The 22,914-nt window shown below is 54.2% G+C and carries 23 protein-coding genes and 2 other annotated features; of the genes, 8 read left to right on the forward strand and 15 right to left on the reverse strand.

All coding sequences use genetic code 11. From position 1 onward, the window contains the following. Positions 1-23: 23 nt before the first annotated feature. Entirely contained in the window at positions 24-1,652 is a 1,629-nt protein-coding gene (locus tag AC27IT_RS06995; protein ID WP_283859123.1) for a thiamine pyrophosphate-binding protein, read from the reverse strand. 148 nt (positions 1,653-1,800) lie between these two features. On the opposite strand from AC27IT_RS06995, the gene sleB reads away from it, so the two are divergent. Further along, entirely contained in the window at positions 1,801-2,568 is a 768-nt protein-coding gene (gene sleB, locus AC27IT_RS07000; RefSeq protein ID WP_007785218.1) for a spore cortex-lytic enzyme, read from the forward strand. Positions 2,569-2,636: 68 nt separating this feature from the next. Here the strand turns inward: sleB and AC27IT_RS07005 are convergent, their stop codons facing one another. Beyond that, a complete protein-coding gene (locus AC27IT_RS07005) occupies positions 2,637-2,897 on the reverse strand; it encodes a hypothetical protein (protein WP_005827129.1) in 261 nt (86 codons plus the stop codon). A 171-nt stretch (positions 2,898-3,068) separates the two neighbouring features. Between AC27IT_RS07005 and cax the strand changes: the two genes are divergently transcribed. After that, the gene (cax, locus tag AC27IT_RS07010) at positions 3,069-4,112 is read left to right on the forward strand and encodes a calcium/proton exchanger (RefSeq protein WP_005827127.1); all 1,044 of its coding nucleotides are present in this window, start codon (positions 3,069-3,071) and stop codon (positions 4,110-4,112) included. Between the two features lie 85 nt (positions 4,113-4,197). Here cax and AC27IT_RS07015 read toward each other — a convergent pair whose 3' ends face one another. The 5 genes from AC27IT_RS07015 to AC27IT_RS07035 all read right to left on the reverse strand — a co-directional run bounded on the left by AC27IT_RS07015 (position 4,198) and on the right by AC27IT_RS07035 (position 10,546). Continuing rightward, complete coding sequence (locus tag AC27IT_RS07015; RefSeq protein WP_238500619.1) at positions 4,198-5,538, reverse strand: sodium-dependent transporter; 1,341 nt, start codon at positions 5,536-5,538, stop codon at positions 4,198-4,200. Positions 5,539-5,594: 56 nt separating this feature from the next. Further along, positions 5,595-5,844, reverse strand: a binding site (T-box leader). Positions 5,845-5,884: 40 nt separating this feature from the next. Further along, positions 5,885-6,125, reverse strand: a binding site (T-box leader). A 103-nt stretch (positions 6,126-6,228) separates the two neighbouring features. Continuing rightward, entirely contained in the window at positions 6,229-6,510 is a 282-nt protein-coding gene (locus AC27IT_RS07020) for an Fpa/YlaN family protein (protein WP_005827123.1), read from the reverse strand. Positions 6,511-6,603: 93 nt separating this feature from the next. Beyond that, positions 6,604-7,536: a glutaminase A gene (gene glsA, locus AC27IT_RS07025; RefSeq protein ID WP_005827121.1), complete on the reverse strand. Its 933-nt coding sequence runs from the start codon at positions 7,534-7,536 to the stop codon at positions 6,604-6,606. Positions 7,537-7,643: 107 nt separating this feature from the next. Next, complete coding sequence (locus AC27IT_RS07030) at positions 7,644-8,813, reverse strand: MalY/PatB family protein (protein ID WP_347343226.1); 1,170 nt, start codon at positions 8,811-8,813, stop codon at positions 7,644-7,646. A gap of 203 nt (positions 8,814-9,016) precedes the next feature. Beyond that, a complete protein-coding gene (locus tag AC27IT_RS07035; protein ID WP_005827117.1) occupies positions 9,017-10,546 on the reverse strand; it encodes an AbgT family transporter in 1,530 nt (509 codons plus the stop codon). Positions 10,547-10,823: 277 nt separating this feature from the next. Here AC27IT_RS07035 and AC27IT_RS07040 point away from each other — a divergent pair, with 277 nt between their 5' ends. Then, a complete protein-coding gene (locus tag AC27IT_RS07040) occupies positions 10,824-11,327 on the forward strand; it encodes a hypothetical protein (RefSeq protein ID WP_005827115.1) in 504 nt (167 codons plus the stop codon). A gap of 161 nt (positions 11,328-11,488) precedes the next feature. Here the strand turns inward: AC27IT_RS07040 and sda are convergent, their stop codons facing one another. Next, positions 11,489-11,626, reverse strand: a complete 138-nt coding sequence (gene sda, locus AC27IT_RS07045) for a sporulation histidine kinase inhibitor Sda (protein WP_005827113.1) — start codon at positions 11,624-11,626, stop codon at positions 11,489-11,491. Between the two features lie 275 nt (positions 11,627-11,901). Continuing rightward, positions 11,902-13,113, reverse strand: a complete 1,212-nt coding sequence (locus AC27IT_RS07050; RefSeq protein WP_429776871.1) for an ornithine--oxo-acid transaminase — start codon at positions 13,111-13,113, stop codon at positions 11,902-11,904. A 278-nt stretch (positions 13,114-13,391) separates the two neighbouring features. Between AC27IT_RS07050 and AC27IT_RS07055 the strand changes: the two genes are divergently transcribed. Both AC27IT_RS07055 and AC27IT_RS07060 read left to right on the forward strand, forming a co-directional pair. Further along, complete coding sequence (locus tag AC27IT_RS07055) at positions 13,392-14,732, forward strand: sigma-54 interaction domain-containing protein (protein ID WP_206699438.1); 1,341 nt, start codon at positions 13,392-13,394, stop codon at positions 14,730-14,732. Positions 14,733-14,948: 216 nt separating this feature from the next. Beyond that, complete coding sequence (locus AC27IT_RS07060) at positions 14,949-16,382, forward strand: amino acid permease (protein WP_238500510.1); 1,434 nt, start codon at positions 14,949-14,951, stop codon at positions 16,380-16,382. A gap of 307 nt (positions 16,383-16,689) precedes the next feature. On the opposite strand, the gene AC27IT_RS07065 is transcribed toward AC27IT_RS07060, so the two are convergent. Continuing rightward, a complete protein-coding gene (locus AC27IT_RS07065; protein WP_007785202.1) occupies positions 16,690-17,907 on the reverse strand; it encodes an MDR family MFS transporter in 1,218 nt (405 codons plus the stop codon). A gap of 133 nt (positions 17,908-18,040) precedes the next feature. On the opposite strand from AC27IT_RS07065, the gene AC27IT_RS07070 reads away from it, so the two are divergent. Continuing rightward, positions 18,041-18,925, forward strand: a complete 885-nt coding sequence (locus tag AC27IT_RS07070) for a LysR family transcriptional regulator (protein WP_005827103.1) — start codon at positions 18,041-18,043, stop codon at positions 18,923-18,925. 5 nt (positions 18,926-18,930) lie between these two features. Here the strand turns inward: AC27IT_RS07070 and AC27IT_RS07075 are convergent, their stop codons facing one another. Together AC27IT_RS07075 and AC27IT_RS07080 are read right to left on the reverse strand one after the other, a co-directional pair. After that, positions 18,931-19,599 (reverse strand): phosphatase PAP2 family protein, encoded by a 669-nt coding sequence (locus AC27IT_RS07075; protein WP_487091697.1) that lies wholly within the window; start codon positions 19,597-19,599, stop codon positions 18,931-18,933. After that, positions 19,583-20,047, reverse strand: a complete 465-nt coding sequence (locus AC27IT_RS07080) for a YaiI/YqxD family protein (protein ID WP_005827098.1) — start codon at positions 20,045-20,047, stop codon at positions 19,583-19,585. Before AC27IT_RS07080 ends, AC27IT_RS07075 begins: the two co-directional genes overlap by 17 nt. A 73-nt stretch (positions 20,048-20,120) precedes the next feature. On the opposite strand from AC27IT_RS07080, the gene AC27IT_RS07085 reads away from it, so the two are divergent. Continuing rightward, complete coding sequence (locus AC27IT_RS07085) at positions 20,121-20,447, forward strand: hypothetical protein (protein WP_026557037.1); 327 nt, start codon at positions 20,121-20,123, stop codon at positions 20,445-20,447. Between the two features lie 75 nt (positions 20,448-20,522). On the opposite strand, the gene AC27IT_RS07090 is transcribed toward AC27IT_RS07085, so the two are convergent. Further along, positions 20,523-21,452, reverse strand: a complete 930-nt coding sequence (locus AC27IT_RS07090; RefSeq protein ID WP_005827093.1) for a S8 family peptidase — start codon at positions 21,450-21,452, stop codon at positions 20,523-20,525. A 191-nt stretch (positions 21,453-21,643) separates the two neighbouring features. On the opposite strand from AC27IT_RS07090, the gene AC27IT_RS07095 reads away from it, so the two are divergent. Then, a complete protein-coding gene (locus AC27IT_RS07095) occupies positions 21,644-21,883 on the forward strand; it encodes a stage VI sporulation protein F (RefSeq protein ID WP_007785196.1) in 240 nt (79 codons plus the stop codon). An 89-nt stretch (positions 21,884-21,972) separates the two neighbouring features. On the opposite strand, the gene AC27IT_RS07100 is transcribed toward AC27IT_RS07095, so the two are convergent. Both AC27IT_RS07100 and AC27IT_RS07105 read right to left on the reverse strand, forming a co-directional pair. Then, the gene (locus tag AC27IT_RS07100; RefSeq protein WP_007785194.1) at positions 21,973-22,062 is read right to left on the reverse strand and encodes a YjcZ family sporulation protein; all 90 of its coding nucleotides are present in this window, start codon (positions 22,060-22,062) and stop codon (positions 21,973-21,975) included. Between the two features lie 130 nt (positions 22,063-22,192). Further along, entirely contained in the window at positions 22,193-22,849 is a 657-nt protein-coding gene (locus AC27IT_RS07105; RefSeq protein WP_025848460.1) for a YczE/YyaS/YitT family protein, read from the reverse strand. Between the last annotated feature and the right edge of the window lie 65 nt (positions 22,850-22,914).

Here is a 22,914-nt window from a genome sequence, read left to right on the forward strand (position 1 = left end):
AGTTTTCTTTCATTATAAACAACTCATGCTTGGGCTTGGAAGGGAATTTGTTTTTTTCTCTCGGATAATGTCGGCGCTGTGCAATGGATGTCAAGCAATGTCAAGCGCTCGCCCGTGAGCGCTTGCCGCAAGACAGGCTCCAAGGCCGCACCCGTGCGCACCACCTGGGAGTCCACCCCGCACGCCTTGGCCCACAGGGCAAAATCCGGGTTGTGCAGTTGCACGCCAAACGGGCGAAACCCTTCCTGCTGCATTTTCAGTTCTTCCAAACCGAGCGTCCGGTTGTTCACGACCACGACCGTGATCGCGAGTTGCTGTTCGGCTGCCGTCATCAGCTCCGCGAGATTCATTTGCAGGCCGCCGTCTCCGGTTATGCAGACCACTTGCCTGCCCGGAAAAGCGAGCTTGGCCGCAATCGCCGCTGGCAAACCGAAGCCCATCGTGCGCCACTTCCCGGAAAAGAGCGGCTGCTGTCTGCTTGCGCGAAACGCGCGATTGAACCAGATCGTATGCTCGCCGGTATCGAGCGCGACAATCGCATCGTCTGCCACCACCTCGCCCAATGTGTGCATCAAGCTTTCCGGCCTCACTGCCTCGTCAGGCGACTGCGCCTGACTGCGCTTTGCGTTTTCCGCCCAAAACCTAGCATGCCAGCTCTCTACGCTCTTCTCCCAAGCATCGCCTGGCGGACGGGTTTTTAAACGGTGGCTCCACATCGGCAGGACGTCCAGCAGATCGGCCGTGACAGGCAGAAGCTGCGAATGCGCATGCATGGATGCCGCCGCGTGATCGACCTGGATGATCGGCAACTGCTTCGGAATGAACTCCTTCGGAAACCAGCTTGCGCCCAAAATGACGAGCAAATCGGCCTTTTCCAGCGCTTGCAGGGAAGCCTCGCTGCCGCCTTCGCCCAAGCCGCCGAGCACCAGGCGATGCGACTCGTCGATGGCCCCTTTTGCCCCGAGCGACAACAAAATTCCCGCGCCCAACTGCTCCACGAACCGTAAACACAAAGCTGCCGCCGGACGCGCTCCTGTGCCAAGCAGGATGAGCGGCGCTTTCGCACGCATGATCTGTTCTGCGGCGGATTCGATCTCCACCCGGTCGCCGAGCAAGCGCGGGATGCGCGGCAGTTGCGGCAGCACGGCCGCTTTCGTTTTTTGCGCAAACACGTCCTTGCAAATCGCCAGATGCGCCACGCCTTTTTGCTGGGCAGCCGTCACGAAGGCGCGGTGCAAAGCTTCGCCCACGGCGTCCGGGTGACTGACGGTCGTCTGGTAGGCGCTGATCGGCCGAATCATGTCTTCCTGGGCGACAAACTGCTTGTAGCCCCCGCCTAGTTTGTGCGTCTCGACCTGTCCGGCGATAGCGATGACGGGAACGCGGTCTGTATGCGCATCCGCCAGCCCGTTCAGCAGGTTGACGAAGCCCGGTCCCATCGTCGCTGCGCACACGGCCGGCTTGCCCGTCAGCTTCGCTTCGGCGCTCGCCATCATCGCCGCCGCAGACTCGTGCCGGCACGAAATGTACTGAATCTCCGACTGTTTCCCCAGCGCGTCCAGCCAGGCGAAAATGCCGTCCCCGGCCACGCCGTAGACGCGTTTTACGCCCCACTCTGCCAGTTGTTTCGTCACGTATTGCGCCACTCTCATTTGCTACTCCTCCATTCAATCTACAGCCATGAAAAAGTCAATGGTAGTGTACGCATTCTCCAGTATTTTACTAGGGCGTTGTGTAGAAAGTTGGAGAACCTAACAATTATCATCAGTTGATTAGCACATTTCCAAAGGAGGAGCAAAAATGAAGCAGCCTGTGAAATGGCTGATAGCACTGGCAGCAATAGCGCTCGTTGTCACAACCGCGATCATGATCTCTCCCATGCGCTCCGATGCGTTCAGCCAGCAAATCGTCAAAGTGGGCGCAGAAGGGAGCGACGTCCGGGAAATGCAGTATCGCCTGAAGCACCTCGGATTTTATACCGGGACGGTAGACGGGATCTTCGGCTGGCGTTCGTACTGGGCACTGCGCAACTTCCAGTACGAGTTCGGACTGCCTGTTGACGGCGTGCTCGGAGCGAAAACGAAATTGAAGCTGTACAACGCTACGAAAAACTACAAGCCGACCGCGGCAGACTTGGGCGTGTCGCCATCAACTCCGAGCGCACCTGCGGCGCCGAGCAGTCCGAAAAAAGAGACGTACCACGCCGCCAACATCTCGGCCAACGACCTGCGCCTGATGGCAAATGCGGTTTACGGGGAAGCCCGCGGTGAGCCGTACATCGGGCAGGTAGCGGTGGCAGCGGTCATTTTGAACCGGACGAAAAACCCCGCCTTCCCGAACACACCTGCCGGGGTGATCTTCGAGCCGCGCGCTTTCACCGCTGTAGCAGACGGGCAAATTTGGCTGACGCCAAACGAGCAGTCGAAAAAAGCGGTCAACGACGCCTTGAAAGGTTGGGACCCGACCGGAGGGGCAATCTACTACTTCAACCCGGATACGGCTACGTCCGGTTGGATTTGGAGCCGTCCGCAAATCAAAAAGATCGGCCGCCACATCTTCTGCCGATAAGGTTTGCAAAAAAAGAACAGGCACAACAGTCGAGCAGACTGCGTGCCTGTTTACGTTTTCCCGTCCTGTCAGGTGGAGCGCTGGGACTGCATATGCTGCGCCATCTTGACGAACCGCTCTTCCGATTCGGTCGTGCCGCATACTCCGCACTGAATCATGTAGGATTCGCCCTTGTACGGCTGATGAAACAAGTCCAGTTCCTCGCTGCCCATCTGCTGGACGACTTCTCCCGTTTGCGGGTCCAGCCGTATGTAGCGCGGGATTTGTTCGATAATGGTAAAGCGCATCCGGTTTGACTTGCACGTGGGACACAACAAAGGCTTGGTCATAGTAGCACCTCCCTGTCTTCTTTCATCGTTTAGTTTCTGCCAGAAGAGGAACTCTATACCTATCGTCCTGGTTTCCAGGAGAGCGTCAATTTTTTGGTACAAAAAGGAAGACTTTGCTGGTATGATTCAATAGGTAGGTAACTAATGGATATTTGCAATTGAGGTGATCGCATGAATTTACGACTCTTTTTTTCTCTCGTCGGGGCCTCTGTGCTCTTGGCGGCTTTTGCGCACTACTTTACTGATAACGAATTTTTCCAGTTCGCGACCTCTGCCCTGGCCATCATCTTTCTCGCGGCCTGGCTCGGCAAATCGACGGAAAGCGTGGCTCATTATGCGGGAGACCGGATTGGCGGCTTTTTGAATGCCACCTTCGGCAACGCCGCCGAGCTGATTATCGCGTTTTTTCTCGTCAAGGAAGGCTTGTTCGACATGGTCAAGGCGTCGATCACCGGGGCGATCATCGGCAACATGCTTCTCGTGCTCGGGCTAAGCGTGCTCTTGGGCGGACTGAAGTACAGGGAGCAAAACTTCAACAGCCGACTGGCTGGGCACAACGCCTCGCTGATGACACTCGCGATCGTCGCCCTGTTTATTCCGGCTGTCTTCATGAGGGAGCTGCCGCCAGTCAAAATTGAGACGCTGAGCATCGTCATCGCGATTTTGCTGATCGTCGCCTACATCCTCTGGCTGATTTTCTCCATGATTACGCACAGCGACTTTTTGTCCGACATCGAGCCGCACGGAAGCGACGCTGTCTGGTCGAAAGGCGTCTCGATCCTGATGCTCGCCGTCTCGACCGTGTTTGTCGCGGTCGTCTCGGAATGGCTCGTGCACGGCGTCCAGCATGTGTCGCACTCGCTCGGCTGGTCCGAGCTGTTCGTCGGTGCGTTCGTCATCGCCATCATCGGGAACGCCGCCGAGCACAGCGCAGCGCTTTTGCTCGCGATGAAAGGGCGGATCGGCGCTGCCGTGGAAATCGCCATCGGCTCGAGCTTGCAAATTGCGCTGTTCGTCGCTCCTACGCTCGTCTTGGTCAGCCTGCTGCTCGGCAATCCGATGGACATCGTGTTCACGCCTTTTGAGCTGGCAGCGATCGGGGTTGCGACCTTCATTACGATCTCGATCACGAAGGACGGGGCGACCAACTGGTTTGAAGGGGTTCTTCTGCTCACGGTCTACATCATTCTCGGAACCGCCTTCTTCTTCGCCTGATCCGCTGCTTTGGGAAAAAGCAAAAAGGAGCGCCGCGGCAGTCGTTGCCGTTGCACTCCTTTTTTAGTTGGCCGGCTCGCTGCCGCTACCAGATTCCGAGCATCTGCATGAAGACGAGCACGATCGCCAGGGGCGACACATATTTCAGCAGCAACAACCAGACGACGAACAGACGCTTGGCGAGCGGCGATTGGTCGGCGCGCAGTTCTTCGATCAGCACTTCCCGCTTCATTTTCAGCGGCACAAAAATGGCAATCAGCAAAGCTCCGAGCGGCATCAAAATGTTGCTGACGAGATAATCGAATGCATCGAAGATCGACTTTCCAAACACGGTCACCTCGCTCCAGACGCCAAACGACAAAGCAGACGGCACGCCGACGACGAAAATGAGCAGGCCGACGATCCACGACAGGCGCTTGCGCTTTCCTTCCTCTCCTTTGGCCAAGGAAGCGACGATGATTTCCAGCATGGAAAAAGCAGAGGTCAGCGTGGCAAACAGGAACAAGGCCAGGAAGATGAACAGGAACAGTCCGCCGAGCGCAATTTTTTCAAAGACAGACGGCAGGACGATAAACAGCAGGCCAGGACCAGCCGTTGGCTCCAAGCCGAGCGAGAAGACCGCCGGGAAGATGGCCAGTCCGGCGAACAGGGAAACGAGCAGATTCAGGCTGACAATCGAGCCTGCGGAGCGCACCAGGCTTTCGTTTTTCGCCAAATACGAGCTGTACGTAACCATGACCGATACGCCGACGCTGAGCGAGAAGAACGACTGGCCGAGCGCGTACAGGATCGCTTCTGCACTCAGTGCGGAAAAGTCGGGCCGGAGGAAGAAGGCGACGCCTTCCATCGCCCCAGGCAACGTCAAGGAACGGAACATCAACACGAGAAACAGAATGAACAAGGCCGGCATCATGTATTTGTTCGCCGATTCGATCCCGCTCTGCACACCGCGGGCCACCACCCAGGCCGTAATCAGCATGAACACAAACTGGGCAGCGACTGCGCCTACCGGAGCGGAGATGACCTCTCCGAAAAGCTGCTCATACTGCGCACCGATCAACTGTCCCGACAGGCCACGCATCAGGTAAGTGAGAATCCAGCCTCCGACCACACTGTAAAACGACAACAGCAAAAAGCAGGTCACGACGCCAAGGCGGCCGATCCAGTGCCACATCGTCCCCGGTGCAATCGCCCGGTAGGCGCTGATCGCTTCTTTTTGCGTGCTGCGGCCAATCGTAAACTCGCCTAGCAACAGCGGCAGCCCGATGACGAGCGTAAAGATCAGGAACAGGCAAAAAAACGCGCCGCCCCCGCTCGTCCCTACCATATACGGAAATTTCCAGATCGCTCCCAAGCCAATGGCGGAACCTGCTGCGGCCAAAATAAAGCCGAGCCGGCTCGTCCACTGTTCTGCTTGATTTTTCATCATGATTCACTCCTCAACTATACAGATTGCTGCCACACATAAAAAAACCCGCCCCAAAAAGGGACGAGTTGTTCGTTTCTCGCGGTACCACCCTAGTTAAACATCGCCTTTGCTTATAAAGACATGTCTCTCCTCGTCATTGATAACGGGTATGACCCGGACTCTCTTACTTGCGGCGCCTTGCGTTCAGAGGTCAGCTCCAGAGGGAATTCGACGAAGGCTGTCCTGCGGCTGCTCTCAGTCTATGGCAGCGGCTTCCCTGTCAGGCAGCACATTTCGTTTACTGGTCTCTTTCGTAGCTATTTTCCTATGCAGGGAGGCAGGCGAATAAAAAAACCCGTCCAAAAAAAGGGACGAGTCTGTTCGCGGTACCACCCTGATTAAGCACCAGGAACATTCGCGCTCCCGGCACTTCACTTGCTCATCGTTAACGGAAATGACCCGTTTCCTCCTAGTTGGCTCTGCCGTTCAGAGGGCTGCTCCGGAGGGAATTCCACGGTTCGCGCTTCAAAGCTGCTTGCAGTCTGGGGCAGCTTCTCCCTGTCAAGCGGTGTCTTCCGTGTACTGGTCTCCGTCATCGCATTTTCGCTTATATCAAATACTTGTGTATAAATTTAATATATACAACACAAATAGGCAAGACCTTTTTCAAAAAAACGAAAAGCGAGGATAATCGCCGCTCTCCTCGCCTTACTTTTGATTGAACAGTTCATGGAGAGTCGCCAGTTTGCGTTCCAATGAACCCATGATTTCACGACCAATTTCTTCCGCAATCAGTCCAAGGCGAACTGCATACTCTACTTCCCGAGAAAGCCCGAACATTTGGGTATCAAGCACTTCTTCATACAGTGGGCACTGCGGCATGGTCAGGTTTTCCATCTGTACGTCGATGAGCTTGTAAATCTTGTCTGCGTCTGCTTTGAGCAGTGCTAGCGCTTTCTGTTCCAGATCAGGAACTTTAATTTCTGTCAAAACCTATCCCTCCGTTTGCCTCCATCCTTATCATACATAGTACGCGATTCTGGGCCATTTGAAAAGGGGAGAAGCTGGATCAACTGCAAGAAGCTAAAAGATAGCAAGATTCCATTCCTTTGCGAGAAGCTCAAGCAGCTTGACTCCGGCGACCGAATTTCCTTTTTCGTCCAGAGCAGGACCGAAGACCCCGATCCCCATCCGCTGCGGAACCGCAGCCATGATCCCTCCGGCTACGCCGCTTTTCGCAGGAATCCCGACGTCAATGGCAAACTCTCCGGAAGCGTTGTACATGCCACAGGTCACCATAAAAGTTTTACAGATGCGGGCGACCTCTTGCGGGATCACTCTCTCGCCCGTCTCGGGAATCACGCCGTCGGCGGCAAGCACCATGCCCAATCTCGCTACCTCTTTGGCTGTGACCTCAATCGCGCAATGCCGGAAGTACAAATCAAGCGTCTCTTCCACGTCTGTCGCAAGAACCCCGCTGTCTTTCAAAAACCAGGCGAGCGCCCGGTTGCGGGCAGCCGTTCGCTTTTCCGAGCAGTAAACCGCTTCATTGATGGACAGCGCGGGATTTCCTGTCATTTTGCGCAGCAGGCTAAGCACTGCGTCCAGGCGCTGCTCCACTCCATTGCCCTGAATCATCCCCGCGACGGCAATCGCCCCGGCGTTAATCATCGGGTTCAGAGGCTTGTGCGGCTTGATCGTCTCCAGCTTGATAATCGAATTGAACGGGTCCCCTGTCGGCTCCTTGCCTACCCGCTCAAACACATGCTTCTGTCCGTTTTGGCACAACGCGACGATCAGCGAGCATATTTTGGAGATGCTTTGCAATGTAAACGGAACATCTGCATCTCCCGCCGACAAAATCGTCCCGTCGGGCAGGCAAACCGCGGCCCCGAGCATGCGCGAATCTACTTTTGCCAGCTCGGGAATATACGCCGCCACCTTGCCTTGTCCTGTATAATCGCTGGCCGCTTTCACTGCTTCGGCCAGTTGAATCGACGCTCGCTCGATCTCCATCTGCTATCCCCTCTATCCATATTCACGATGTATATGAATAGATTGTAGATTTGAATACGGTGGCTGTCAAATTGTGGGACGCATCGCCACTCTTTTTGCCACCCGCCCTACTCCGTAATGGCCCGCTTCAAACGCTCCATCGCTTCTTCGACGACAACGCGCGGGCAGGCAAAATTGATCCTCTGGAAGCCTTCCCCTTCCTGTCCGAACACGACGCCGTCCTGAAACCCGAGCTTTGCTTTTTCGCGAAGCAGGCGATTCAGCTCCGGCTGTTTCAGGCCCAGACGGCGAAAATCCATCCAGCCCAAATAGGTTGCTTGCGGCACAGGCATACAGACGCCCGGTACATGCTCAGACAAATAGCGCTGGATGTACGTCGCGTTTTGCTGCAAGTACATAAGCAGTTCGTTGAGCCATGGCTCCCCGTGCCGATAGGCCGCGATGGTGGCTTCCATGCCGAACAGGTTCAAGTTTTCGTAGCCCATCCGGGAAGCGGTCGCGGTAAAATCGCGCAGCAGTTGCCTGTTTTCCGTCAGCAGATAAGACGTGAACAGCCCTGCCAGATTGAACGTCTTCGAAGCCGCCAAAAACGTCACGCTCTGTCTGGCCAGCTCCGGGGGAAGCGAATAGTACGGGGTGTGGCTGCCTTGCTCGTAGACGAGGTCGGCGTGGATTTCGTCAGCCACGACGATTACGCCATGCTCTACGCACAAGGCTCCGAGCCGCTCCAGCTCCTGCCTGGTCCATACTCTGCCGACAGGATTGTGCGGGCTGCACAAAAGCATCAGCTTCACTGCGGGGTCGCTCAGCTTTTTGGTCAGGTCGTCCCAGTCCATCTCATAATGGCCGTCTTGCTCGCGCAACGAGCTGCGCACGACTTGCCGTCCCCGGTTTTCAACCGCATGGAAAAACGGATGGTACACCGGCGTCTGAATCAGGACGCGCTCCCCTGGTGATGTATATGCCTCAATCGCGACATGGATGCCAGGAACTACACCCGGAATGCCCGCCATCCAGCTCGTTTCCACCTCGACTCCAAACCGTTTGCGAATCCACTCCTGCAAGCTCGCAAAAAAAGCGGCGCTCTTCAGCGGATAGCCGTAGATCGGGTGCGCCGCCCGCTGCACAATCGCTTCCGTCACTTCCGGCGGGCAGGCAAAATCCATGTCGGCCACCCACATCGGCAGCATGCCCTCTCCGTTCACCTTCGGATTGTCAATGTCCCATTTTACGCTGTCCGTTCCTCTGCGCTCGATTCTCGTCTCAAAGTCGTACATGGTTTTCCCTCCCGCGATTTCCAAAGCTTCCGGCAGCCTGTCCGCCCTGTTCCCGCTCGCTCCTGTTGTCCGTCTCCAGGCCAAGCCAAGCTTTCCTCTCTATCGTTCAGCATAACCGCTTCGTCGGCAATTGTCCAAGGCTGCGCCTGCTTTTTGACGCACAAAAAGCCGCGACGAAGTCAGCGGCTCTTTGGCACCGTTTGTTAACGCGGATAGACACCTGGCCCGACTGGCAAGCCTGCGTAATACCAGATCGCCATCTGAATGAGCCAGATGACCAAAAAGACGATCGCATACGGCATCATGGTGGAGAAAATCGTCCCCATCCCCGCGTTCTTGTTGTACTTCTGGTAAAAAGCGAGGATGAGCGGCAAATAAGGGTTCACCGGAGAGATCGTGTTCGTGGCCGAATCGGCAATCCGGTAGGCCACCTGAATGAACGCCGGGTGGTAGTCAAGCAGCATCAGCATCGGCATGAACACGGGAGCCAGGATCGCCCACAGCGCGGAGCCGCTCGTGATGAACAGGCTGCAAATGCCTGTAAACAGGCTGAAGGCAATCACAACAGGCAGCCCGGTCAGCCCGACGCTTTTCATGAACTCTGCGCCGTTTACCGCCATCAGGATGCCGATGTTGCTCCAGTTGAAAAAGGCAATGAACTGAGCGGCTGTGAACGCGAGCACGATGAAGCCGGACATGTCCTTGATCGCCTCTGACATGTAGTGCGGCATGTCCTTCGACGTCTTCATTAGCCCCATGGCTCGTCCGTACACATACGAGACGGTGACGAAGAACAGCAAAATGATCGGAATGATTCCTTTTAAAAACGGCGAGGTCAGAAAATCGCCTGTCTTCGGATCGCGCAACAGCGCTCCTTCCGGTACCACGAGCAGGGCGAGAATGACGACAAAGACGAGCGCGGCGATCCCCGCGTGACGCAGCGCCTTGTTTTCCTGCAAAGTCAGCTCGTCGAACTGGACGTTCCGATCCCCCTGGTATGTGCCGAGGCGCGGCTCGATGATTTTGTCGGTAATCCAGCCTCCGGCAAAGGCGAGGAAAAAGACGGACGCCGACATGAAAAACCAGTTGTCCACCGGAGTGACGACGGCATTCGGATCAATCGTCCGCGCTACCTCTGTACTGATCCCCGACAGGAGAGCATCGGTTCCCGCGATAAACAGGTTCGCGGTAAAGCCCGAGGATACACCCGCCATCCCGGCGGCAAATCCTGCGATCGGATGGCGCCCCATCGCCAGAAAAACAAGCCCGCCAAGCGGCGGAATGATGACCATCGCCGCATCAGACGCGAGATTGCCGAGAACGCCCACGAATACGACCGCGTAGCTGACAATCGCCTTTGGCACACGGGCCATCATTTTTCGCAACACGGAGGTCAACAGCCCGACTTTTTCCGCAAGGCCGATCCCGAGCGTCATCGCCAGCACCAGTCCGAGAGCCGGAAACTCGATGAAGTTTTTCAGCATGCTCGTCAAAATCCAGTGAATGCCTTCGACGCTGAGCAGGCTTTTGACCGCGACTGCCTCTCCTTTTCCGGGATGCACGACGGACAAGTTCATCGCGGACAAAATCGCCGAGATGACCATGAGTGCCAAACAGAGGATGACAAAGAGCATGAACGGATGCGGCAGCTTGTTGCCGACGGTTTCGATCCATTTGAGAATGCCTCTTTGCTGCTCCAGTTGCGGTTTCAGATTTGTTGCCCCATTTGCCATAGTATGCCCCCTCATGATGTCCAAGTTTTTTGACCTGAACGTGTTAGCGCGTCCAGTCAGGCGTCCGTTCAAAACCGCGGCTCGTTCCTTCCCCTGCCGTCCTGCGCCAAATATCTTACTTATAAGAATATTTTAATATAATTATATAAATTCAAAAATGTGTGTCAATAATTTTCAGACTGATTTATGAAATTTTCGTTATTTTCATTGTTTGCCCTTTCGCGAACAGGTATAGTAAAATGCTAGATGATGTTGAAAGATTACGGAGGTATGCTTCATGTCTGATGTTATCGTGTTCAAAGGGGCTGTCACGTACCCGATCACTTTGGACCCGACTGTCTGGGTTTTCGACGAGCGCAAGTTTGATTTGAACACGTATGCGGGCGAAGAAGACCCGTCCTTGTCCAAACAGATGCAATATTTGCAAGGAACAGGAACGCAGTGGGACAAGGAGCTGAAGGAAGGCGCGCAACTGCCGTCCGAGCGAAAAAGCCTGGCAGAGGAGCGCAAAGTGCTGGACGGCGACTACGGGATTCGGCTGGATCCGTTTATTACGAATGCGGCACCGCTGCCAGAGGCGACACACGTCCGGCTGCATCGCGAGAACGCGGACCCGGTCGTCCTCCCTATTTCCGAAGCGAGACGGGCCATCCTGCAGTTTTCCAAAGCCGGCAAGCCGATCAAGGAAGACGGACCTGTCTACTTTTACTTGCCGGAAACTTTGCTGAAAAAAGAAGCGCCGATTACGGGAATCACGGCGTTGGAGTTTTTCACGGCCTGATCTATGGATTTGGGCAGCATGGAAAGCGGTCAAACAAACGAACGACAGAAAAAGCCATCCTCTAACTGAGCGGCCCCTTCCCATTGTCAGGAGAATCTGACAATCCGGAGCTGTTCGTCGCCAAGGATGGCTTTTGTCGTTGGTTCTTATGTGTGTTGCTCTTAGGCGCTGGCCTGTGTGATGCGAATGTTGCGTGTCTGCAGCTCTGCGCGAAGCAATTCAATAAAAGCGGAATCTAGCTGAAGGTCGACAGCACGATGATATACTTCTATCAGCATCTGGTCACTCAAGTATTTCACCCTTGCTCACCTCCATCCTCTCGTATGCGTTCATTGTACCAGATGATAGAGTATCGAACAACCGTTCTGATATCCACAAACGATGTGGAAATGCTGTGAGTAACTTGTGGGCAATCTGTGTGTAACAACAGAAAACGCCGCTATACGTATGTGGATATTTATTCCACTTTTATCCACAGACAGTCGAAATTTGTCGAACGATTGCGACTGCTCTTTCCTTTTTCCCTTTCAAACAAAGAAACAGCCCTCCTGAATCGGAAGGCTGTTTGTGTTTGTTACGCGTTTGCTGTTTCGGAAACGTGCAATACTTGCTTGATGCGCTCGATCGCCCAGTCGAGGTCTTCCTTGCTAATTACGAGCGGCGGTGCAAAGCGGATGGTCGTTTCGTGCGTTTCCTTGCACAGAAGACCCAGCTCTTTCAGCTTCTCGCAGTAAGGACGGGCAGCAGTCGTCAGCTCCAGGCCGATGAACAGGCCGCGGCCGCGAATTTCCTTGATGATCGGGTTGTTGATTTCCTTCAGTTTTTCCATGAAGTACTCTCCCATCTCCAGGGAACGTTGGACAAGACCTTCGTCAGCGAGAACGTCCATCGCCGCTACGGCTACAGCGCAGCCGAGCGGGTTTCCACCGAAGGTAGAGCCGTGGGAGCCTGGTTCGAACACGCTGAGAATTTCTTTGTCCGCTGCAACGGCAGAGATCGGGAATACCCCGCCGCCAAGCGCTTTCCCCATAATGTACATGTCTGGCTTGACGTCTTCCCAGTCGCTTGCGAACAGTTTGCCTGTACGTCCGAAGCCGGTCTGGATTTCGTCGCAGACGAGCAGGACGTTGTTTGCTTTACATACTTCTTGCGCTTGTTTCAGGAAGCCCTCTTGCGGAATGATGATCCCCGCTTCGCCCTGGATCGGCTCGAGCATGAACGCGGCTGTATTTGGCGTGATCGCTTGCTTCAGCGCCTCGATGTCGCCGTAAGGGATGATTTTGAAGCCAGGCGTGAACGGTCCGAAGCCGCGTCTGTACTCTTCTGCGGAAGAGAAGGACGTAACAGTCACGGTGCGGCCGTGGAAGTTGCCTTCACAGACGATGATTTCCGCCTGGTTTTCCGGTACTTTTTTCACGTCGTAAGCCCAGCGACGAACAGCTTTGAGAGCGGTTTCCACTGCTTCCGCGCCTGTGTTCATCGGCAAGATCATCTCTTTGCCTGTCAGTGCGGACAGCTTCTCGTAAAATTCGCCCAACTGATCGTTGTAAAAAGCGCGGGAGGTCAGCGTTACTTTGTCTGCCTGATCTTTCAGCGCCTGGATGATGCGCGGATGGCGGTGTCCCTGGTTCAGAGCGGAGTACGCGCTCAGCATATCCAAATATTTATTGCCTTCCGGGTCTTCTACCCATACGCCTTCTGCCTTGGAGATGACGATCGGTAGTGGATGGTAGTTGTGTGCGCCGTATTTTTCGGTTTGTTCAATGACAACTTTTGTTTTCGTCATGCTGATAGCCTCCTTCGATTTCACTTGCTAATCTTATCCAAGCAAGAATGATGCCAATGTAAAAAACAAAGGAAATGACGGGGAACGGGCCGTTTTGAGCAAAAAAATTTTGCAGGTCCTTCCCGTATTATTTTGCAGGTGCATAATCATTTTGCACGCAGTCGTTTGTATGATATGATACTGTCACGAAGAAAGGCTGGTGAACCATTGTGTCGTCTTCAAGGCAAGAAAACTCCCTCGAAACGCTACTTCGCATCTACGAGCATATCCTAGACAGAATGAATGAGGGCGTCCACGTGATTGACGCCACCGGAACGACGATCGTGTACAACCAGAAAATGACCGAGCTGGAGTCGATGGCACGCCAGGACGTCCTGCACAAGCCTCTGTCAGAGGTGTTCCAGTTCCACAGCGGACAGGAGAGCACGCTGCTCACCTGCTTGCGGACAGGAAATAGCATACGCAATACGCGGCAAACGTATTTCAACGACAAGCAAAAAGAAATTACGACCATCAACAATACATACCCGATCATCGAAAACGGGCAAATCATCGGCGCGATGGAGATCGCCAACGATGTGACAAAGATGGAGCGGCTCATCCGCGAAAACTTGCTTGCGAAAAACGGCTCCCGCTACACGTTTGACCAGATTATCGGAAAAAGCGGAGCGATTCTCGACGTGATCGAAAACGCCAAGCGGGCAGCGCGCACCTCCTCCTCCGTGCTCGTCGTCGGCGAAACCGGAGCAGGCAAAGAACTGTTCGTGCAAAGCATCCACAATGCCAGCCTGCGCTCATCCGGCCCGCTCATCTCGCAAAACTGCGCGGCGCTTCCCGACAGCCTGATTGAAGGCTTGCTGTTTGGCACGGCCCGCGGCGCTTTTACCGGAGCGGTGGAAAGACCGGGCTTGTTCGAGCAGGCAGAAGGCGGCACGTTGTTTCTTGATGAAATCAACTCGCTTAGTATGCCTCTCCAGGCCAAATTGTTGCGCGCCCTGCAGGAGAAGTCGATCAGGCGCATCGGCGACACGAAGGATCGGGCGATTGACGTGCGCATCATCGCCGCTATCAACGAAGACCCGGTAGAGGCGATCGCCAATTCTCATTTGCGAAAAGACTTGTACTACCGCCTTGGCGTCGTCACCCTGTTCCTGCCTCCGCTGCGCGAGCGCAAGGAAGACATCCCGATGCTCGTTTCGCATTTTATTGAAAAGTACAATGAGCTGTTTCAAATGGAAGTGACAGGTGTCGCGAGCGACGTCCTGCAATTTTTTCAGGAGCACGACTGGCCCGGCAACGTCCGGGAACTGCAGCATCTCATCGAAGGGGCGATGAACTTGATGGTGGACGAGACGACGATCCGCTACGAGCACTTGCCGCTGCACTTTTTGCGCCGCTCCCCTGCCAGCGCGACCGCAAGCGAGCAAGCGTCTCCCCGCTCTCTTCCGTTTATTGTGGAAGGTAAATCGCTGAAGGAAACGATGCAGGAGTTTGAAACCGCCTATATTCATCACGTCGTAGACCGCTACAACGGCAACATCTCGCGCGCGGCCAAGGAACTGCAAATCAGTCGGCAAAGCTTGCAGTACCGCCTGCGCAAATTGGGAATCAGAGGATAAGCGGCTTGCTTCTTCATTTTACGACGCCAAAATTTTTGGCGTTTTTTTATTTTTTTTGCACAGAAACGCCCATTTTCTTTGCACTCTTCTCCATAATCTACCTGACAAAGATGATTTGCTTGCGCTGATACTTTTGGTATCATTCTTGCAAAACATATAGCACGCCTGAAAACGCATTCATCAAATCAATATTTCTCGCGTGAAGGAGAGGGTTTTATGACACCAAGCAGCAACGAACAGCACAATGAACTAAAACGCAGTATGAACAGTAGGCACCTCTTCATGATTTCTCTTGGAGGCGTGATCGGGACCGGACTGTTTCTCGGTTCTGGCTATACGTTAAGCCAGGCTGGACCCGTTGGCACGATCCTTTCTTTTCTGGTCGGCGGCTTTATCATGTATTTGACCATGCTCTGCCTTGGCGAGCTGACTGTAGCGATGCCGGTAGCTGGTTCGTTCCAAACGTACATGACCCGGTTCGTCAGTCCGTCCCTTGGCTTCGGCGTAGGCTGGCTGTACTGGCTCGGCTGGGCCGTAACCGTCGCCCTCGAGCTTTTGTCTTCCGGTCTGTTGATGCAGCGCTGGTTCCCTGACTCTCCGGTCTGGATGTGGTGCGCCATCTTCGGTGTCCTTCTGTTCCTGTTGAATGCGCTTTCTGCCCGTGCGTTCGGTGAGTCCGAATTCTGGTTTTCCAGCATTAAAGTAAGCGCTATCATCCTGTTTATCATCTTGGGTGGAGCGGCTATGTTCGGCTTGATTGACATGAAAAATGGACAACCTGCTCCGATGTTCTCCAACTTCACCAGCAGTCCGCTGCTTCCGTTTGGCATTACCGGCCTGTTGATGACGATGATTACGGTGAACTTCTCCTTCCAGGGTACCGAACTGATCGGTATCGCGGCCGGCGAGAGCAAGGAACCGGAGAAAACGATTCCGAAGTCCATTCGCGCTACCGTGTGGCGCACGCTCGTCTTCTTCATTTTGGCGATTGCCATCGTGGCCGGGATGATTCCGTACCAACAGGCTGGCGTGATCGAAAGCCCGTTTGTCGTCGTGTTTGACAGCATCGGTATCCCTTATGCAGCAGACATCATGAACTTCGTCGTCCTGACTGCGCTGTTGTCTGTAGCCAACTCCGGCTTGTACGCCGCTACGCGGATGCTCTACTCCTTGTCCAATGAGCGAATGGCTTCCCGCAAGCTTGCGATCGTCAACCGCAAAGGCATTCCGATGAATGCGTTGATTATTACTTTTTCCATCTCTCTGCTCTCGCTTCTGTCCGGCTTTTTTGCAGAAGATACCGTGTTCATGGTGCTTCTGTCCATCGCTGGCCTGGGTGCTCAGGTAGGCTGGATCTCGATTTCCGCGTCCCAGCTCGCTTTTCGTCGCCACTACCTGAAAAATGGCGGCAAGCTGGAAGACCTGAAGTTCCGTACGCCGCTGTACCCTGTACTTCCATTGGTTTCGCTGATTTTGAACCTGAGCGTCCTCGTCAGCCTGGCCTTTGATCCGGAGCAGCGCATCGCTCTCTACTGTGGCATTCCGTTCATGCTCATTGCGATTCTGATCTACCAGCTTCGCTTCAAAAACAAGCTGGAGCCGCAGCCAGACACTGAACTGGGCTCCTATCGCAAAGCGAACAATCTGTAAGCAAATATAAAAGAAAAGCTTGCACTCCTGTTCAAAGGAGGCAAGCTTTTCGCTTTATGGTCATGATTTTTTGGCCATGCTACAGGGAGATTCGCACAATTTCCGTTATGACTACCATGGCAAAGACGGCAAATCCAAGGGAACTCGTCACCAGCAACATCCGTTTCAGCTTTTTCATATCTTCCATATCAGATTCCCTCACTTTCCTAACGCCCATCGTTTTCGTTTCTATCGTTATATACGCACCACCCATGGAAAATGTTTCAATGGGCGCCCAATAACATTTCGTGTTTTCTCGTCAAAAAGCTTACGGTTGCGCGATTTTTGTCAAATCGTTGCCGAGCTTGAACGTGTCTTGCTCCATCAAATGGAGCATCCAGGCAACCAACAAGCCTACGGCGAGACAGATCGTCCACGGAAGCCACGCCGCCTGCAGCTTCAGCCCGACATCGTACACCCAGCCGCCTGCGACCTGGCCGAGCGAGCCGCCGATGGCAATCGAGTATCCGTTGAAGCCGTAATAGGCTCCTACCAAATCTTTTGGCGCAAAACGCGGAACGACATCTACCAGATTCGGCACGGCGATCATCGTGCCCAGCGCGAACAGGAAGACGTCGATGAGCAGCATCCACAGCGAATCGGCAAAGGTAAACAGGAACAGCCCCACGCCCATGACCAGCGTGCCGATGCCGATCAAGGTCAGCCGATGCGGATATCCTTCCAGCCATTGCGTCACCTTCATCTGGAAAAGAATGACGAACAGCGACATCGCCGACAGGACAATCCCGACAGAAGTTTTGCTGTGTGTCACATGCTCCACGAGCAGCGGTATGGTCAAAAATACTTGCATATTCAAGTAATAATAGCCCATCAGGATGAACGTGAAGCGGACAAAACGCTTGTCCCGGATCACCGTGAACATGCTCTCCCAAATACTGTGCCGTGTATTGGTGGCACTGATCGGGGACAGAAAAAAGAAGGAGACAAGCGCGTTCACGCCAAAAATCGCTCCGGCAAACAGCGACAAGTACGTAAAATCAACGGCCGAGAGTGCGGTGCCGACGATTTGCGAGCCGACTACCGCAATATTGCCGAGTACATTGCGAAAGGCAAACACTTCTTTGCGAATGGAATCCGGCGTCAAAATCGCAAACGCAGCCGAGCCAGCCGGGTCAAACAGCGCCCCGCCGAGGCCAGACAAAATCGCTGCGATAAAAAAATGCCACGTCTCTGTACAGAATGCGAACATCGCGAACCCGACAGCCCGCACGGCCATGCCGAGAACCATCGCACCTTTGTAGCCAAAGGCGTCGGCCATCACTCCGCCCAAAAACGCAAAGCCTTGCTGGGAAAACTGCCGCACGCTGAGCACGAGTCCCGCCATCGCCAGCGTCCATCCAATACTGCCCGTCAAGTACAAGGTCAGATACGGAATCAGGGCATAAAAACCAAGGTTCATCATAAAGGATGTCGTCAAGAGCAGCTTGACAGAAAACGGTGTTTCTTTCCACATTTCCCTCTTCATTTGATACCCCTCGCTCTCCCGCTATCTCTCATGATTTGGGGATATCCCCAGCTTAAAGAACAGGGTATAATTTGGGAAACGAACGTTTTTGTATATGGTTATCAAATATTTAGATAAGAGGGAAACACACGCTATGGACTTCGAACAACTGCGCGCCTTCTACACGTTGGCACAGACGAAAAACTTCACCAAGGCTGCGGAAATGCTCCATCTCGTTCAGTCTACGGTGACGATGCGAATCAAGCAACTGGAAGAAAAAGTCGGGAAGCCGCTGTTTATCCGCGACAAGCGGAGTGTGGAAATTACCCAGGCTGGCTTGACGCTTTTGCCCTATGCCGAAAGAATCCTCAAGCTGTCTCACGAGGCACTGAGCGAAGTCGCTTCTCTCCAGCCTTATGAAGATTACTTGTCCATCGGCAGTCTGAACGCCATCTGGACCTCTACCCTCGAACCGATCTTGAAAGAGTATCATTACCGTTATCCGCAAATTGCCATCAGCACCAAAACCGGGCATTCCTCCGACGTCATCCAGTATTTGCTCGACAACGTCATTCAGATCGGAATCGTATATGTGCCGCCGTCTTTGCCGAACTTTGAGGTCATTCCCACCTGGGACGATGAAATCGTCCTCGTCTGCTGTCCGCAGAGCAGCTTCGCCCAGTCGACTCATGTGGACTCGCGCGAGCTTCGCAACCTGCCGCTGCTCTACATGAACTGGGGACCGCCCTTCAACGAATGGATCAGACAGACGCTGCCGCGCAACTACGTGCCCAAGCTGACCGTCGACAAGGCGGAGCTGGCCATTGATTTGATTAAGGAAGGGCTGGGCGTCAGCCTGCTGACCCGCTCCGCCGTCAAGTCGGAGCTGGCTGCCGGAACGCTCAAGGAACTGCCGATTACAGGAAACAAGCCTCCGAAGCGCTCCGCCTACATCGTCCTGCCGAAAGACAAAAAAAATAAACCCAGCGTGGAAAAATGGCTGAGTCTCATGAGTGAATTAGGTTATTCTACCACTTAGCGAATCTAGCGCGATTGCGGTATGGGGTCGACGACGGAATCTCGTCTCCCCAGCCTTCTTTCATAGCCCCAGCGGACGAGAAAATACCAGCACAGCGACAGGCAAAATCCCGTAAGCACGTCGCTCAAATAATGCACACCGAGGTAGACGCGGCTTGCCGCGAGCAACACCACGACGACGAGCGCAATCGGCTGTATGTACGCCGACCAGCTTTTCTCCTGATACCAGCGCGCAATCAAAAGGGCGAGCATGAGGTAAAAGCAAGGAGCGATCATGGCGTGGCCGCTCGGGAACGAAAACGAATCCGGCAGCTCGATCAGATTAAAGCCACTAGGCCGGGGACGGGCAAACATCAGCTTCAACAGTTCATTGGCGCCCTCGCTTACCCCCAATGTCAGCAGGACGACGACCGTCTCCAGCTTGTGCCCTTTGAAGAAAAAGGCTGCGACCAGCACGACGCCGAGCGGCGCTAAGGTCGTTGCGTTCCCCAAGAGCGTAAGCATCTGAAAAAAGGTCGTTGCCGCCTCCGAGCGAACGTCTGCGAAAAACGCAAAGGCCGCCTGATCCATCCCCGCTACCTCACCTGCTATGTACTGGCGAAACATCCATGCTCCAAGCACCGCAAAGACGAAGCCGCACACAATCAATCCACTTTCCTTAGCCGTCCACTTCATACGTTTCTCCTCTCTCCAACAGCGAGCGCAGCGCAGCCGCAAAGCGCTGGTCATCTTCGCGCGTACGCGCCGCCGGGCCTCGCGTTCTTCCTCCCCCGCGACGATAGCGGGCTTTTTCGTTTCGCTCCTCCAGATGAAAAGCAATTCGCTCCGGCTCAAAAACAAGACCGTGCGGCGTCAGCGGCCGCGCCTTTTTGCCGAGGATGAGCGCAGCCAGTCCAATATCTTGCGTCACGACCACATCACCCGGACGGGTTTCGTTGGCGAGCTTCATATCGACCGCCTGTGGCCCTGCATCTACCGTTACGTGATGTTCAGAGCCGATCTGATGATTGTAGCTGGCAAAAGTCAGGCAAAGCCACCCGAATTCCTTGCACAGCTCCTGTGCGATGACGAGAGCCTGTCGTGGGCAGGCATCGGCATCGATGAGAACGCGTCCTTTTTCCATTCGCCACTTCCTTTCGTGCGCTTTTCTCTCTCCCCGCGCTGCTCCGTTTTTGGTATGATGGAAGTGGAGAGGAGTGAGATCACCTTTGCGCAATTATTTTATTTTCGATGAACGATTAGGTATTCGCCTTCCTGCATTGGATATGCCATGGGAGGAGTATTCACATACGGAACGAGCCGACATTTTGATGGAGTGGGAGGAAATCCGCGCGACCATCCCGGATCAGATCCAACGGGTGGAAGCTGTCATCATCGAAAAAACAAGGCAGATGTCGGAAGAGGAAAATTTCGCCCGTTCTTGTGAGCTGAACAGCGAGATCCATGAATTAGCAAGCGTCATTAATGATCTTAATATATGGTTTCGCGTCCAGCAAGACCATGACACCAAAGTCCATCAATAATTTTCCGATGGAAGGAACACGAAAAAGCTCCGCGGCTACCTCGCTGCCATGGAGCTTTTTTTCGTCCTCTTCGGACTATTTCTTTTTGTTTCGCTTTCGCCCGATTTCGAGCGCCATCAGACCAGAAACGTGCGGGGCAGCCATGGAGGTTCCGTTCAACTTTTTGAACTGGTTTCCGGGCCATGTTGACAAAATTTCCACGCCAGGCGCTTTCATGTTGGCACCTTTGCCGCGCGCGCTAAACGACGCCAGTTTGCCCGACTGATCGATCGCGCTTACCCCCATCACGCCTTTGTACCTGGCCGGATACTCTACTTCTCCCCCGCTATTTCCCGCAGAAGCTACCAGGACGATGCCGTGCTCGTTCGCCTTTTCCACCGCTCGCGCCAGCGCCTCACTGTACTGCGGCATGCCGAAGCTCATGTTGATGACATCCATTTGATTGGCAATCGACCACTGCAAAGCCTGCAAAATCGTCGACAGCGACGATTTGCCTTCGTGGTCAAAAGCACGCACGTCGTACAAGTGGGCTTCGGGAGACACACCGACAATCCCGCGCTGGTTCATCTCCGCGACGATGATCCCGGCCACGTGCGTGCCATGCCCGTTTTGCTTGCCGCGCACAAAATTGACGCCGCCTTTGATCCGTCCCTTCAAATCAAAATGATTGCGGGAGATTCCCGTGTCAATGACAGCGACCTTCACGCCCTCGCCCCTGCCTTTTCGCCACAGTCGCTCTGCTCCGACGTAGCGGACACCCCACGGGATTTCGTCCTCGTTCTCGGTCTGTGCATGCACGCTTACCGTCACGTTCTCCTCTACCATCGCCTCATACCTGCGAAAATGTTCGCAGTGCTGCTCGTATATGTTTTCCTTGATGCACAGGCAAGACCAGTCGTCGTAACAACGCCAAGGAAGTCTCTCCGTTTTGGTCATTACTTTTTTCTGCAAATCGGTCAAGATTTCGTGAAACGGCATCCCCCGCTGAAAGCTGATGATTTTCAACCCGCTAGCCTCCTGTCATGCATGGCGTTGCCACATCCTATGTCACATCCGCCTGTGTCTGCTTGGGCATTCGCACATCGCCCGGCAAAATAGGCGAATAGCCCGGTCGATCTGTCCAAGCGAACAGAAGGCTTCTCCCATATATTTGCAAGGGGCAGGCGTAAATACATTTGGAGAGGAGCGAGTGCTGCATGGCAAAAGCAAAAGGAAAGAAAACGAGCGATCTTCTGAAAAAAATCAACCAAAAGAGCAAGAAGAAATGGAAAATGGACGATATCAAGTCACTGGCGAAAGGGATTACGAAAAAGGACCTGAAAGATGACAAAAAGCTTGCCGACCTGATTAAAAAGGTCAGCAAAGCGGTCGGGGTCAAACTGTCCGACAAGCAAATGGCAAGCGTCAAAAAGCAGGTGCATGAAAAGCTCGGCTGACGCCGCTGACAAAACAAAAACAGCAAAAAGGGAGAGCAGCTACGCTCTCCCTCTTGCTATTGCCAACCTATGCAGCCGGTGTTACCTCGTTAGTCGCAAGAGCAAGCAACGATTGTCAGCAATACGAACAACACCAGAATCAAAGCAAAATCGTCGAATCCTCCGTTGAACAGACTCATTCGCTTTCCCTCCTTTGTCAGCAACTAATCATACTGTATGTGCGAATAGCCAATCTTGATTGGACGCTCGCCCAGTCCGTGCCCATTTCTGGTTACGTGTGTAGTTGCTGTGAGGAAAAACAGCGGCAGATCAACTCGCCCGCCGCTCGATCGGCTCCATCATGCCGTACTGCTTTTTCATGACCGATTGCCAAAACGGAATGGTCCTCTGGATCATCGGCCCCGTCAGCAGGGCGATCAGCACCGTCCCGATGGAAACGGGTCCGCCCAATGCTGCCCCGGCAATCAGGACCGCGACTTCAATAATCAGCCGAACCTTCTGAATGCTCCAGCCCAGCCGCTCGTTCATCGCCAGCATGAAGCTGTCGCGCGGCCCGGCTCCCAGCCGAGGCGACAAGTACATCCCGATCCCGATGTTCATCACCACAAGGCCCAGCAAAAACATCGCCAATCGCGACCAAACGGACGACAGCTCCGGCACGATATCGAGCCACAAAATCAGATCGAGAAAGCTCCCGAAACAGACCATGTTCAAAAACATGCCAAAGGTCGGCTTGATTTTGGCAACCAGATACGATGACAAAATCACGGCCAAGCCGACGATCTGCGACCAGATGCCAATCGTTAAGCCAAACGTTTTTTGCAAGCCGATGTGGAACGTATCCCACGGCGCCACTCCCAGGTTTGCCTTGATCGCGAGCACACAGCCAAATGCCCCGATAAACAGCCCGAGAACAAACATGGCGTAGCGCACGACAATCGACCTGCTGACCCGTCTACCGGACACAGTCTTTCACCTTTCCTCTCCCGTTGCGCTCTCTCTTTTTTCCCGGCGAAAACGCCGCCCTGGCG

Source organism: Brevibacillus sp. YAE8 (assembly GCF_057543335.1).